The sequence below is a fragment of the Rhizobium sp. 10N414 genome (genome assembly GCF_056394785.1).
In genome coordinates, this window is sequence record NZ_JBFTIN010000006.1 from 76,880 (window position 1) to 90,843 (window position 13,964).

Below are 13,964 nucleotides of genomic sequence, written 5' to 3' on the forward strand. Positions count from 1 at the left end.
TTATCGATGTTCGATAGTCGTCTCGTTCGAGGGTCGGTACTGATCGTTACCTGCTCGTTGCCATTGAGTAAGGGGCAAGCGCTGCATCGATCGCTGCCAGGCACAAATCGCGAGCGCTCGCACCGATCCGCTCTGAAACGACATCGGAGTAGACCCGGCCGAGGTATTGGCTGATCAAGGTCTGCGGGATATCGCCGTGAAAACGGCTGAACAACTCGTCTACCGCGGCGCTCGCTCGCGGATCTGGCCAGTAATAGCGGATTCGATCGCTGTAACTGAAGTGACGTTGAAGCTTTATTTCTTCGGCGGTTCCACCGTAGTGCCCCGCCCAATTCAAAGGCCGATCCAACATGATGGATTCCATGGATTCGACCAGTGTCGTTTCGCGGTCTCCGCAAGTAATCGAGGCAATGGCATCGAGGCCATACAACGCCTCCCGAAGGGCAAAGGTGAGACCAGGCCCAACCTTGAGGATAGCAAACCCGCCGTCAACAAGGGCAGCCAGGCCCTCGGTTGTCTGGTAGTCGGTGGAATGTGCTTCGAACAGCAACCCGGGCATTTCATCCAGGGCCGAAATCAGGCTCTTTGCTCGTTCGGGTTTGTAGAGCACAACATTTGAATTGCCGAATTCGACACCGGGTTGGACCACGATGCCGATAACGCGAGCGATCGCCGTAGCTATTCCTGCTTGCGCAAAGGACTCCTGATGGACCTTCAAAGTCTTAAGAGCGGCGTCACAACGTGTGATGTCGATGTCCGCGATTTCATGGGTTGCTCCACCGGGTGGTGGTACCTCAGTTCCGATGATGTAAACCGGCGGACGACGATTTGAACGAAGAGCAGCTTCCTCGGCTGCCTTGGCCAGCCGCGCGGCGCGTGCAGCTGTTAACTCGTCGTGAAGAGCGATTGGTTCACCCGCGCAACCCATCGATGTGTCTAGATGAATCTTCTCAAACCCGGCCTCTACATAAGCGACGACCATCGCCTCGGCGCGCGCCATGGCTTCTTCGGCCGCCAGGAATTTCCAGGGGTTTGGGCCGAGATGATCGCCGCCAAGGATGATCCGTTCAGTCGGGAAATCCAGTTCCGTAGCGATGCCCTCGACAAATCGACGAAAGCCCGCCGGTGTCATTCCGGTATAGCCGCCCTCCTGGTTTACCTGATTGCACGTGGCTTCTATGAGAACTGGTTGCTCTTCGGCCCCGGCGCGCCGAAGCGCGGCCTCGATGACAAGTGGATGCGCCGAGCAAACCGAAGTGATGCCGCGGGGAATAGGAAGCGATCTTCCTCCGAAAAGCTTTCCAAGTGCGGTCTGCCGGTTTTCTTCGATCCGTGTCATGCGAGCTTCACGACTTTGGTCAGGTGTCTGGGAGAAACGGTATCGATTTGGCGAGCCTGAGCGACGCGCTCGCCGAGGATCTGCAACGCTGGAAGAACAATCAGTCCTGTCAGCGAAAGGTCGACGTCAATGGGCAGCCCAACGTCTCCTGGTCCGCCAATTCCGATGACAGCCGCGCCCTTTTCCCTCAATTCCTCGACCAGCTTCACCTCAGCCTCCTTCTGGTCTGAGCTGTAAAGCATGACCACCGCGGTCTTTTCGTCGACGAGACTGATTGGGCCATGGCGATACTCCAGCGGATGAAACGCCTGTGTCATCGTCTGGCTCATTTCCATGAGTTTGAGCGCACCTTCCAGAGCGACACCAAACAACGGTCCGCCGCCGAGAAAGACGAAATGCGATCGGTCTGCAATAATTGTCGGAAGGACTGCATCGAGTGCATTGGCGAGCTTGCGGGCGGAAGCGCCAATGGAGCCGGGGATTGGCTGCCCAATTGCCTGCATACCGAGGAGGACCATTAGACTTGCCGAAACCGTCATGACGATCCCCTCCTGCGGATGAGTCTCGGATGTCACCAACCGATCGCAGTTCCTTGCGAGCGAACTTTCAGCCTCTACGGTTATAGCCGTCACGAAGGCGCCAGCTTTGCGGCTTGCCTTCGCGGCTGCGACGGTCTCGGTTGTCTCGCCACTGCGCGATAGGGCGATGACGTGTGTCGCTTGCCAATCAGGCCAGAAGGCGGACGGTCGGCTCTGCCATTCCGCGCCGGGCACGGCTATGGCTTTGCGACCTGACATGTTGGCATACGCCGCGAGCGAGAGCGCGAGATTATAGGACGTGCCGCAGCCAACGAACACCAACAACTCGGCACCCTCTACGGACGTGTTGGCGCCAATAGCCTTTTCCCAGTAGGGGAACTGTTCGAAAATAACCTTCTCGGTCGTGTTCATGTGGACTCCGATTTATTTGACTGAGCCGGCCAGCAGGCCGCTGACCAGGTAACGATTCAGGAAAATGACGACGAGAGCGGGGATGACGATTGCAATCGATCCGCTTGCTGTGATGAGGCCGTAGTCGATGAAGTTCTTGGTGACGAACTCGGGAATGAGCACCGTCATTGGCTTCGTTGCCTGAGGCGAGAAGATCAGCGGCACCAAGTACTGTCCCCACGCGCCAAGGAAGGTCAAAATCGCCGCTGCCGTCAATCCAGGGCCGGCAAGGGGCAACACGATGTTGAAGAAAATGTAGAGTCGCCCTGCCCCATCGAGTTGGGCTGCTTCTTCAAGCGCAATCGGAAGGGCTTCGAAGACACTGCGAAGTAGCCACAACGACAGGGGCAGAAAGGCAGACACATAGATCAAAGAAACCCCGACATATGTATCAACCAGATGCAGTTTGATCATGATCTGGTAAAGCGGGATCAGAACGGCATAGGCAGGGACCGCCAGGGTCGCAACAACCGCCACAAAGAGAACTTTGCGACCGGGAAACTGTAGTCGTGTGAACGCGTAGGCTCCGAGCGCCGACACCGCCACGCAGAGCAAGGTGGCAGCCACCGACGTCACCACGCTGTTGATCAATGCGGCTCGGAATTGTTTGAAGACCTCGACCCCACCGATCCGGGCAATATTAATACCGAGAAGCCTCGAATAGTGATCGAGGGTGAAGTGCTGTGGAAAGAAGCGGATCGGCCGGGTCGAAAAGTCTTCGGTTGGCGTCACAGAACTCGCAACTGTCCAGTAAATCGGTCCGAGGGACCAGAGCAAGAGCGCTGCAACGCCGACCCAAATCATGATGCGGTACTGAATTGTGGGCTTCATCAGTCGAACCGTGTGTTGCGATAGACCCGAAGGACGTAAACGAGGGAGATGAGCAGTGATACAAGCGTGATCACCACAGAAAGTGCCATGCCGTATGAGAAGCGCAGGTTCTGAAAGGTCTCGAGGTAGATCTGGACGAGAATCGGCCTGGTTTCCAGGCTGGCACCGGCGAGTACCCAAGCCTCATCGAAGAGATTGAAGGCGTTAACGGTGGCGTTGGTCATGGCAACGGCGATTGCGCTTCGAACAAGCGGAAGCGTGACCAATCCAAACATTTGCAGGCGAGTGGCCCCGTCGATGCGCGCAGCCTCGTAAAGATGAGCGGGTATGCTCTGCATCGCGGCGAGAACAATCACGACCGTCAATGGCATCATGCGCCACACGTGAACGACGGTCACAGCGATGATGGCACTTGTGCGATCGTTGAACCAGACATGATTTTCGAACGGAAGGCCAAGCGCTGAGAGAATGCCGTTGAGCAGGCCTGCACCAGGCTGATAGATCCAAAGCCATATTACCGAGTTCACGACACCGGGAAGTGCCCAGGGAAGAATAACGGCCGCCAGCACCCACTGGCGCCCCACCTTCACCTGGTTGATCAGCGCTGCGGCAAGGACGCCGAAGACAGTTTCCGCTGCCACCGCAAGGACGACGTACATGAGTGTGTTTGCCCACGTCGTTCCGAGCTGCGCGTCTGACAGCATCCGCGTGTAGTTCTCCAACCCCACGAACGGAGTTCCTGCTTGCATGGGGTTGACCCTGTGCAGGCTGTCCCACACGGTTCGACCCATCGGGTAGAAAACCAGGGCGGCCATCGTGATTGCAATCGGAGCCACCAGTAACAGGCCGAGTGTGGTGTCGGCGTTAAAGCCGACCCCACGCTTGCTGGTCACATCTTGCGATGCAAAAGCGGTCATTGCGCCATGGCCTGCTTGGCGGCATCGGCGATCGCCGCCACCGCTTGATCGACAGTCATCTGGCCCTTTGCTGCGCTATTGATCGCGGTATTTACGCCGCTTGAGAACTGCGGGTACCATGGAGGCGTTCCCTGCGGGAACAGCGGCTCAACTGTCTTGGATTGCGCAACAAGTGCAGCTCCGCTGTTCAGCTTTCCAGCATCGTTGAGCTCCGACAGGGCCGAAGTGCGTGTTGGCAGAAACCCATTCACGACATTCTTCTTTTGGAAGTCCTTGCTGGTAAACCACTTCACGAAGGCGATGGCGGCATCCTTGTTGGCAGAGACGTTCGGTATAGCAAGCGCCTCCGGCAGACCGAAACTGCGTGTCTCACCACTTGCTGTGGGCACCAGGATTGCTTCTACCTGACCGGCAACCTTCGACTGCTTCGGATCATTCATTTGCCCGAGACGACCGGGCTCGCCGGAAATCATGATACTGGTGAGACCCTGCGAGAACATGCTTTCGTTGATCTGACTGTCTTTCAGACCGGTCGACGCCGGATCAACCAGCCCTTCCTTCAGAAGCATCAATTCGAAGGCAAGCGCCTTGTAGCCAGCCGAATCCGGCTTCGTGAAAAGTGGATTGAAATCCTTGTCGAAGAGTTCGCCACCAAAGGCCTTCGTCAACAGGTACCAGCTGGTCGAGGCGCCCTCCGTCGCGGAGACGGGAAGGCCGATTGGATATTCAGAGATGCCCTTTTCCTTGATTTTCCGGGCGTCCGAAACCAATGCGTCAAGCGTCTTCGGCATTTCCGTAATGCCCGCATCGGCGAAGTGCTTCTTATTGACAAGCATGACGCGGAAGTCGTTGGTATAAGGAACGCCAAGAAGCTTTCCGTCGACCGTGAAGATTTTCGCGACGCCAATATCCTTCACGGTATCTGCATCAATCACGTCGTTCAGAGGCAGGAACCAGCCAGCGGCACTGAACTGCCCCGTCCACGACCAGTCGAATTCGGTCACGTCAGCAGGCGCAGTACCCGCCACCAAAGCAGTGACAAGCTTCGGTCGAATGTCGTCCCACGAAAGTGTCTGGAGATCGACATGGATTCCGGTTTCAGCTTCGAAGTCTGCCGCGATGTTCGGGCCCTGCGGAGAGGGCATCAAAACCGTAATGGACTGGCCGGCGAGTGGCTTGGCGTCATCGGCATGAGCTGGCGTTACGATCGCCAGGGCCGCCGAGGCGAGTAATGGCAAGATAAACTTATGCATGTTCCCATCCTTCATTGTTCTTAATGCTCAGTTTATTCGCAGACGTGCCAACGCTGTCGGCGGTGGCAGCGACTTGCCCGAACCAGCTCTCATCGGGGAACCAGTCGAGAAGTTGGGCGGCGGCAAGTAGCGCGCCACCAATGGGGGGAAGCTTCGAGGGGACTGGGGACTTTCCTATTCGGCGCGCCAGAGATCCCAGGAGCAGCGCACTATTGAAACTGCCTCCGGCATACGTCCACGATGCGTCGTTGTCACAATGTCCAGAGATTGCACTGTGATGCCTGGCGAGCTCGTCAGCGGCCTGTTCGATCAACCCGATCGCCACCTCGTCGCCACAACGAGCAGCCCTATCCACCAATGTGGAAATCGCTGCGATACCTGCTCTTCGATTGGGTAGCAAGGTGACCCAGTCACCCAGCGCATTCATCGGATCGTCCGCTTCGATCTGCAATTCATCGAATAGAATCTTGGAAAGTGCTGTTGGGGGAGCGCGACCATCCAGACTCTTGCTGATTACACTCAGCGCGCTCCTGCCAATCCAGTAACTGCTACCTTCGTCTCCGATTTGATCGCCCCATCCGCCGATCCGTGCAGATTGGCCAGCGGCGTTGCGCGCCCACGCCATTGACCCCGTTCCCGAGAGGATAAGAATACCGGGCCTTCCCGCGAACGCACCAAGGTGGGCAGCATCGACATCGTTGAGGATGTGTCGGCGCGTGTTGGGAAACAGCCGCTCAATGGCTTGCTGCTGCAGTTCCGACAGGCGTGCAACTTCCCCGAACGCAGGCAGGGCCGCGGCCACTGCGGCCACGTTTTGGTGATTGAGGAACGGGCCAAGTTGCTCTTCCAGTTCCCGCAGCCAATTTGGATTATCCATCGGGTTAACGCCGCGACCGCGAGACGACTTCACAATACGTCCGGACCTGTCAGCTAACGCGACCAGGACCTTGCTGCCCCCGCCATCAATTCCCAGGACAAACTCGTCACTCATTCCTTCCCCCCAACTCCGCGATCGTGGTCGCGACGCCGAGCTTAGCGAGGTCGTCTCGCCAATGAACCGCTAGTCCGGAGTCAGTGATAACCTGTGCGACATTCAGCGGCGCGACCTTGTAGGTGGCCATTGTCCCGAACTTTGAGGAATCGGCGAGGACGAAGCGATTTGCCGATCTGGCGAGCATGTGGCGGTTCAAGCTCGCCTCGGCGCTATCAACGCTGTAGATCGCGCCATCAGGACTAATGGCGCTGACACCAAGGAAGAGCTGATCGAACCATATGCCGTCCAGCATCGCCTCGGCCTGGGGGCCCACGAGTGAAGCGTTTTCACTCCGTAACTGGCCACCAAGCAAGACCACTTCGAGGTTCGGGATATTCAGGAACTCCTGGGCGACGGTCAGGCCGTTGGTGAAGATCCTCAATGGCAACGGATTAATGCGGATCAGGCGAGCAAGCTGAAGGACGGTAGTGCCCGCATCGAGGAAGATTGCGGATCGCGGATGAAGCAATTCATAGGCGGCCGTCGCGATGACCCGCTTAGCCGAAAGGTGCTGCTTTTCCCGCTCCTGAAATGCAATCTCTACCGACGATCCCTCGGCAATGCGGGCCCCCCCATGCACCCGGTCAATCGCACCTTCTTCCTCAAGGATCTGGAGGTCCCGCCGAACGGTCGCAAGCGATGAACCGGTTGCATCAGCCAGCGCCTGGATCGTCGAAAATCCGTTCGCATACAAATGGCTGCGAATAGCATCCAGGCGATCGACCTTAACCCCGATTGGTTGGCTCATTCACATCTCCCAGGATACAATATCAATCACCCTCCCACCGCAATTAATCAGAGTCAATCACAATTTTGATCGTTTCTGATGTTTTTGCGATGAAAAGCAGAGCAGCGGGAACTGCGCACGGTCAGCCGCTGAGCGGGAATCCCATTCAGTGATATGTCGGCAGGAGGTCTCCGTGTGCCTCGATCAAGTCGTTGACAAGACTCCAGATCTGATCGGGAGAGAGTTCCGCGGAGGTGTGGGGATCAAGCAGGGCCGCCTGGTAGATGCGATCTCGATTTTTTGTCAGCGCGGCTTCAACGGTGAGCTTTTGAACGGAAACGCTCAGGCTCATGACGGCCGCAAGCTGCGAGGGTATCCGCCCTATCCTGATCGGCTGAATTCCATTGCGATCCACATGGCAAGGCACTTCGACAATGCACTCGTTCGGCAGGTTCTCTATCAGTCCGTTGTTTGGAACATTTCCATAAATCAGGGCTGGACTGCCTGTTGTCGCCGCGTGAATGATCCCTGCGGCATACTCATTGCTCCGGCAAACCTCGATCGGCTTGTCGCCTTCAAGGCCCCTGCGCAGTGCGTGCCAATCAGCTATCTGAACTTCACAACGACGGATGTATTCGTCGAGAGGAATGTTGAGTTGATCAACCAGATCGCCCCTTCCTTCCTTGATGTACCAGGATGTGTATTCGGAAAAATGCTCGCTCGACTCTGTTACGAAGTGACCGAGCCGCTTGAGCACGTCGAAGCGAACGCGGTCATCCGCCGGAACACGCCCCTCAGCTGCCAGGGATTTGAGGCGCGGGTATAAGTCTTCACGGCGCCCATCTTGATGAACCTTCTCGTAGCGCAGGAAGAACGCGACATGATTTATCCCGGCCGAAACGTAGTTCACGTCTGCGACGTCTTCACCGAGGCATTTCGCCAGGTGTCCGGCCGTGTGCTGGACGCTATGGCACAAACCCACACTTCGGATTTCCGGGGCTAGTTCCTTGATCGCCCAGCAGTTGATGGCCATGGGATTTACGTATTGCATCAAGATTGCCTGCGGGCAGACCTCTTGCATGTCACGGCAAATCGCTTCCAGCACTGGTATAGTGCGCAGCCCTCGGAAGATGCCACCAACTCCAAGTGTGTCGGCGATCGTCTGCCTTAGTCCATACTTTTTTGGAATTTCGAAATCGGCAACCGTGGCTGGCCGATAGCCGCCAACCTGCATCATCAGGATCACGAAGTCCGATCCGCTCAGCGCCACTCGCCGGTCCAGGGTCGCCTCCACTTTGACCCCGACGAGTTTGAGGGCGTCGCAAATCCGGCGCGCAACAATTTCCGATGTCTTTAAACGTTCTGGATCGATGTCGAACAGGCTGATCGTGAAGTCGCAGCCTTGCGATGAAAGCACGTCTCCAAGGATATTCTGAGCAAAAACGGTGCTGCCGGCACCGACGAGGCAAATCTTCGGCATTGCAATCTCCTTTCAGATCATGCTTCGTAATGCGCTTTAAAATTAGGGATTTCCTCCTTCGAAATGCCAATTTACTCCGAGAATCGAGCGCGAAAGATATTAATGAAACGCAGAGGTGAGCGCGGGGAATGGACAGGTTCCAGAGGCGCCTTTTTAGTGGAGTGTCATACCGCGGACGCTATGGCCTCCGCTCACTGGCACGACCACTTGGAAATTAATCTGCTATTGGAAGGGCAAATGACCTACCTTTTCAATGGGCGACAGGAAGTGGTTGAGGCGGGCAGAATGGTTCTCTTCTGGGCCGCTATTCCGCACCAGACGATATTGGTCAGCGATAACGCGCCGCTTGTTTGCGCTTACCTTCCGCTCGTTGATTTTCTGGCTCTGCCAATAGACAAGGACGCCAGACGATTGATCATGCAGGGGAGATTTCTCGCAGATCAGCTATCGGATGGGTCAGATGCGATCGCCTTTCCGCGGTGGGAACGTGAATGGCAAAATGCTGATGCTGTTCGGCAAAGATTGATTGTGGACGAGGTGAAAGTCCGAATTCGGCGATTGATATTGGATAATGCGGACGCGGCGACTTCGACCCGACATACTGTCGGCACTACCACGAAGGGACACGCGGTCCGGCACGTTGAGATACTGAGCGACCTGATCAATTCGCAGTTTTCAAATGCAATCAGCGTGCCGGACCTCACAAAGATCGCGGGTATGCATGAGACCACCGCCAACCGGGCGTTTCGGGATGTTCTCGGGATGTCCGTCAACGAATATCTGACCCGTTACCGCATCGCCCGGGCGATGCAACTTCTCACTGATACGGACCGGTCAGTCTTGCAAATTGCGTTTGATTGCGGATTCGGCTCGAGCAGCCGGTTTTACGAAACCTTCAAAGAGCGCACTGGGACCACTCCCCGTCAGTTCCGAATATCGATGACCCCGATAAGTCCCTTTGATCGCTTGAACAACGAACGGGCGCGATCCTTCTGACCGCTGGGAGCTCAGCGATCTTCCAGACGAATTTTGTGGCGTAGGCCCGACGGGGTCGCACTCTTCCAAATCGCACGAGGCTTCGCCCGCGTGCGAAAGATACGATAGTGAAATTCACAATGTCAGCGGACAGGTCAGACCGCGCATCAGCGAGCGCGCCGACACCGGATTGGCAGGCCCGGCGAAGGACATCTGCAGATAGGCGCGCGCGCCCTTGGCGCGCACATCGATCAGGAACCGCCGGCCGGCGTCGCGGGGCCGCAACCGTGATCCGTCCAGGAACCGCAGGAGGCCCCACGGTCCGGCTTCACCCTTCTTGTCGACTGCAATGCCGTTATCGAAGGATATCTCAAATCCGCGCGATGGTGACGCTCCTGGCCATTTCAAGGTCACTGCCTCCCCTGAAGTGACGACCGGAGCATGAGCGCCGCCGATTGAGACGGTCGCAGCTCCTCGTTGGGCGAGCGCCTCCAGCACGATCGGGACATTGGGCGGTGTTCCCTGTTGGAACAGAGCCTGCCCAAGGGCCACTGCCCGCTGCAAGAATGCTGCGCTTTCCGGTGTATAGCCGGAAAGCCGCGCCTCCGGTCTCCAACGCCACGGTGTCGTCGACGTGTCCATCAAATGTGCCAGTTGCGCCCGAAAATACTTTTCGATCGTGCCCTCCGGCGCGAAGATCCGTGCGACCTCGGCCATGTCCGCGTCAGGGCCATCGAAGAACGGATAATGGCCATTCACGGCGGCCCGGCAGGCGGCTGAAATCTGCGAACCCCAAGGTGACTGGGACTGAGACTGGGGCTGGGGCTGGGGCTGGGGCTGCGGCACCTCCTTTGCAACATGATCCGTTGCAACGTCCGGCGCCTGATCCAACGTAGGTTCGGCGGCCCTCGGGGCAGCCGTCTGGGAGATCACATCCTCGACGATTTGCACGACCAGAAGAGGTGCTTGCTGCAAGGCAACGATGGAGTTCGCACGCTCCTGTGCGTCCATGAGGGATTTCTTGCCAATCTGTGTATCTGCATCGAGAACAGCAAGAGCGACGTTCAACGATACGAAAAGTTGCGAGATTTCCGACATCCGCCCCTGCTCGACGAACTGGATCGCCGGCCCCAACGCCGCCGCGATCCGAAGCTGATTGGCGTGGCTTCGGCCACGATCCGTCCCGCCCGACTGGCGCCAGGCCTCACGGATAAGTGCCGAGAGCGGCGAGTTGCGTGCGCTTAGCGCACCGCTGATCACGACCGCCGTTGGCTGGTCGGTGAACGGCCTGACGCGTAGCTCACCCAGGTACTCCGTCCATACGTCAAGCGTACGCTTTTGAAGCAGATCCATCACCGCGTCTTCGGTCGTCGTGCCATTGGAGGCAATAAGAGTAGCGGCCTCGGACCTTGCCCTGCGGATCGCCTCGCTTGCACCGTCGGACCGCGCGTAGCTCCATCCAGCCTCCGTATAGAGGCCGGCGATACCGCGCCCGATCGGTACGCCTGACCGGTGGATCAGGATCGTCTCGAGACCTGGCACTGCCTGGGAAAGAGACCAGGCAGGAAGTGCTGCGGCCTTTTCGGCACGGGTCAGTTCAAGCAATGCGCGCTCGCTTGCCGAGCCTTCAGCAGCGAACTGCCGTGCCTGGGCGACCGTTTCGGGATCCGGAGATGGAAGTCTCGGCTGTGGCCCGGACATGGCGGCGACATGCTCGGCCAGCAAGGCAAGCTCGGGAAAGGCCTCGGCTCGGTCGGCAACCCAACCAGCAAGAAACCGAGGCTGCCAGTCAGAAGTGCCCTTCAGGATCGACCAGGCGCGCAGGGAATCGTAGAGTGCATTGGCCTCGCCTTCGGTGGCAAGCGCAACACCGAGTGCCTCGGCGAGTGGCTCGGCAACAAGGGATTCGGCCGCCTCGCCATAGCGACGACGTGCAGCCGCTGCCGGGTCGAGCATCTCGATATGATGAATCAGGCCAAGCGGAGACTGGCCCGCGTCCTGCTCGACAAGCTGGACTGCCGCCAGGAACGCATCGAGTTGGGCCGCCCGCGCAGCCGGCGTAGCGGCCTTGCCAGCTTCTACAACGCTTCCAACGGCTGGCAATTGCGCCAACAACCGCTCGCGAAACCGCCATTCCGCCCATCCAGCCCAGCCGACGAGCATTGCGAAAAAAAGGACAATCGCAAGCAAGACGAGTCCACGGTCTGCCCGCGTTCTATGCTGCTCCGCCTTCGACTGCGCGGCTTGCACTGCCTCATTGCAATGCCCGAGAAAGCGGGCCAGATCGCGCCGCGCCAAGCCTCCTTTCGCGGCCTGGGCAGCGCGTTCTGCGAGCCCATCGGCGCCAATCATGTGGCCAATTGGAAGGGCGGCTGCAAGAGCACGTTCCCATCGCTTGGCCGGCAGCGCCGGATTGCTGCGAGCCCGCACGTCAAGCAGCGCGACGAGCGCGTCGCGAGCATCCAGGAGCCAGTCAGGAGGAATGTTCCTGCGGCGTCCCTCTTTCTCGAACTCGGCCACAAGGAGGCGGGCAGTCGCTGCCAGCTCCTGCGGATCCGGCCGCTTCTCGCTTTCGGCGCGCTTGGCGAGGCTCAGCAGCGGCTCGGCCAATGCGGGAAGCATGTCCGCTCCCGTGAAATCCCGACCCGGCGGTTGGCCATGGTCGCTCACAGCTTGCCCTCCGCAGCCCATTTGCGCAGCAGCGCCTCGCCGACTTCAAAGTGCATGGAATCTTCGCGACTATAGCCGGCACCCCAGTACCAGCCGGCATCGTTGAAAAACTCCGCAAGGACAACAAGTCCGAACTGCGTGTTGTCATCGCCCATTCGGTCGAGGTTCTTCTTGAGTGTCAGGTCGACGGCCGCGCCCCAGGCGTGCGAGGAGACAGATTTCGTGGAGCCGCGCACATAACGCGCGCAAAGCGCACCGGCCGTTCCGATCGCGGCGTAGATGTCTGGCTCTTCCTTTCGCAGACGCTCCATGATCTGCCCCAAGGAATCGAGCGCAGGCCTGATCATCGTCAGGCGGAAATGCCCTATGTCTCGGCTTTCCAGGGTTCTCAGTAATTTTGGGTTGGTGACCGGCTGGCAGCTTGTGGAATAGACACTTCGTGGCTCGCCAAGGACCTCGCGTAACACTGCCGGGGTCGGGCGTATGACACGCTCGTTGAAGCGCTTCTTCGCCAATTGCATGGGCTCCGTCATATTTTCGGTTTCTTCCGGCGGCGCAATGCCACCGAACTGATCGATCGAAAACGACTGCGGGCTCACAGGTTCGCCGGGCGGCGGCGAAACCGCAGAGCTTTGCGGGACGGGTTCGGGACGAGGCGCCTCTGCCAGTTCCTTCACCTTTCCTTCTAGATCGGTCACCCTTCGCTTAAATGAGTTCAGTTCAGCGCGCAGGTCCTGGATTTCCGCGTCCTGTTTGGCAAGCTGTTGCGTTGCCCGATCAATCCTTCCCTCATTCGGATCGAGCTCGGTATTTCGCAGCAAGTCTCCAACCAACGCGAACGCGACCGCCGCAAGAATGATGCTCATTCCAATGACGACGGCTGCAATCGGATCTAGTGGCCTCAAGGCGCTGCAGCTCCGTCAATCCGAACGACCACCACAGAGACGTTGTCCGGAGCGCCATTATGGAGAGCGGCGGCTATCAGTCGCTGGCAGGCGACGTCGGGGTTTGGCGCGCTCAACTGTGCGATGATCTCTGGCTCGGCAACACAGTCAGTCAATCCGTCGGAACAAAGAAGCAAATAATCCCCCGGCTTGAGAGGGACTTCGATAGAGTCGACATCGAGCCGTTCGGCGGCACCGATCGCGCGGGTAACAACGTGCGCTTGCGGATGCTGCCAGACAGCGTCAGGCGTCAAACGTCCATCATCGACAAGTTCCTGCACGACCGAATGATCGCGCGTGAGCTGCAACAAATCCCCTGCCCGCAAACGGTAGGCCCGGCTATCGCCCACCCACGCGATCGTCGCTGTTCCACCATCAATAAGTGCGACCACCACTGTTGCGCCCATCTGCGCGACATTGGCCGACGCCGCCCAACGACGGATGGCGGCATTGGCTGATTGCAGTGCAGCGACGAGATGAGCGCCGGAAATGGGTGCATGCGGAAGGAGGGCGAGCTGTTCGATGACCAGGTCTGCCGCGACATCCCCGTGGCCGTATCCGCCCATCCCGTCAGTTACCGCCCAAAGTGCGCCTGAGGGGTCAATGAGAATCGCGTCTTCGTTGTTTGTGCGCACATGCCCGGTATGGCTCAGTCCCGCTCCTTGCGGCCTGGAGGGCCAGCGCGTCGAAGGATTGTCCCGAGAATCCGGGGTCATGATCGGATAACCCCATTGATCGATCCGTCGTGAGCGCAACTGCCGGATCGGTTGCAGCCACAATGATCCTATAGTATTTTCAAGGGGGGC

General features: G+C 58.3%; 12 protein-coding genes. 1 reads left to right on the forward strand and 11 read right to left on the reverse strand.

Going from position 1 to position 13,964, the window contains the following annotated elements:
• Positions 1 to 46: 46 nt before the first annotated feature.
• The 8 genes from AC1DE4_RS08525 to melA form a co-directional block, all read right to left on the reverse strand.
• Positions 47 to 1,339 carry a D-tagatose-bisphosphate aldolase, class II, non-catalytic subunit gene (locus tag AC1DE4_RS08525; protein WP_477880969.1) on the reverse strand — a complete coding sequence of 431 codons (1,293 nt, stop codon included), beginning with the start codon at positions 1,337 to 1,339 and terminating at the stop codon, positions 47 to 49.
• Positions 1,336 to 2,289 carry an SIS domain-containing protein gene (locus AC1DE4_RS08530; protein ID WP_025659169.1) on the reverse strand — a complete coding sequence of 318 codons (954 nt, stop codon included), beginning with the start codon at positions 2,287 to 2,289 and terminating at the stop codon, positions 1,336 to 1,338. Before AC1DE4_RS08530 ends, AC1DE4_RS08525 begins: the two co-directional genes overlap by 4 nt.
• A 12-nt stretch (positions 2,290 to 2,301) precedes the next feature.
• On the reverse strand, positions 2,302 to 3,159 hold the full coding sequence (locus AC1DE4_RS08535) for a carbohydrate ABC transporter permease (RefSeq protein ID WP_037215255.1): 858 nt from the start codon (positions 3,157 to 3,159) through the stop codon (positions 2,302 to 2,304).
• On the reverse strand, positions 3,159 to 4,076 hold the full coding sequence (locus AC1DE4_RS08540) for a carbohydrate ABC transporter permease (RefSeq protein ID WP_025659171.1): 918 nt from the start codon (positions 4,074 to 4,076) through the stop codon (positions 3,159 to 3,161). Before AC1DE4_RS08540 ends, AC1DE4_RS08535 begins: the two co-directional genes overlap by 1 nt.
• Entirely contained in the window at positions 4,073 to 5,329 is a 1,257-nt protein-coding gene (locus AC1DE4_RS08545; RefSeq protein ID WP_025659172.1) for an ABC transporter substrate-binding protein, read from the reverse strand. The genes AC1DE4_RS08540 and AC1DE4_RS08545 overlap by 4 nt, the downstream gene beginning before the upstream one ends.
• Positions 5,322 to 6,320: an N-acetylglucosamine kinase gene (locus AC1DE4_RS08550; RefSeq protein ID WP_477880972.1), complete on the reverse strand. Its 999-nt coding sequence runs from the start codon at positions 6,318 to 6,320 to the stop codon at positions 5,322 to 5,324. Before AC1DE4_RS08550 ends, AC1DE4_RS08545 begins: the two co-directional genes overlap by 8 nt.
• The gene (locus AC1DE4_RS08555; protein ID WP_025659174.1) at positions 6,313 to 7,110 is read right to left on the reverse strand and encodes a DeoR/GlpR family DNA-binding transcription regulator; all 798 of its coding nucleotides are present in this window, start codon (positions 7,108 to 7,110) and stop codon (positions 6,313 to 6,315) included. The genes AC1DE4_RS08550 and AC1DE4_RS08555 overlap by 8 nt, the downstream gene beginning before the upstream one ends.
• Before the next feature lie 145 nt (positions 7,111 to 7,255).
• Positions 7,256 to 8,569 carry an alpha-glucosidase/alpha-galactosidase gene (gene melA, locus AC1DE4_RS08560; protein WP_169680808.1) on the reverse strand — a complete coding sequence of 438 codons (1,314 nt, stop codon included), beginning with the start codon at positions 8,567 to 8,569 and terminating at the stop codon, positions 7,256 to 7,258.
• 102 nt (positions 8,570 to 8,671) lie between these two features.
• Here melA and AC1DE4_RS08565 point away from each other — a divergent pair, with 102 nt between their 5' ends.
• Complete coding sequence (locus AC1DE4_RS08565; RefSeq protein WP_169680806.1) at positions 8,672 to 9,565, forward strand: helix-turn-helix domain-containing protein; 894 nt, start codon at positions 8,672 to 8,674, stop codon at positions 9,563 to 9,565.
• A 114-nt stretch (positions 9,566 to 9,679) separates the two neighbouring features.
• Here the strand turns inward: AC1DE4_RS08565 and AC1DE4_RS08570 are convergent, their stop codons facing one another.
• The 3 genes from AC1DE4_RS08570 to AC1DE4_RS08580 are packed head-to-tail and all read right to left on the reverse strand — an operon-like array spanning position 9,680 to position 13,874.
• A complete protein-coding gene (locus AC1DE4_RS08570; protein ID WP_169680804.1) occupies positions 9,680 to 12,166 on the reverse strand; it encodes an ImcF-related family protein in 2,487 nt (828 codons plus the stop codon).
• Positions 12,167 to 12,210: 44 nt separating this feature from the next.
• On the reverse strand, positions 12,211 to 13,119 hold the full coding sequence (locus AC1DE4_RS08575; RefSeq protein ID WP_025659178.1) for a M15 family metallopeptidase: 909 nt from the start codon (positions 13,117 to 13,119) through the stop codon (positions 12,211 to 12,213).
• Positions 13,116 to 13,874 (reverse strand): PP2C family protein-serine/threonine phosphatase, encoded by a 759-nt coding sequence (locus tag AC1DE4_RS08580; protein ID WP_169680802.1) that lies wholly within the window; start codon positions 13,872 to 13,874, stop codon positions 13,116 to 13,118. Before AC1DE4_RS08580 ends, AC1DE4_RS08575 begins: the two co-directional genes overlap by 4 nt.
• Positions 13,875 to 13,964 lie beyond the last annotated feature (90 nt).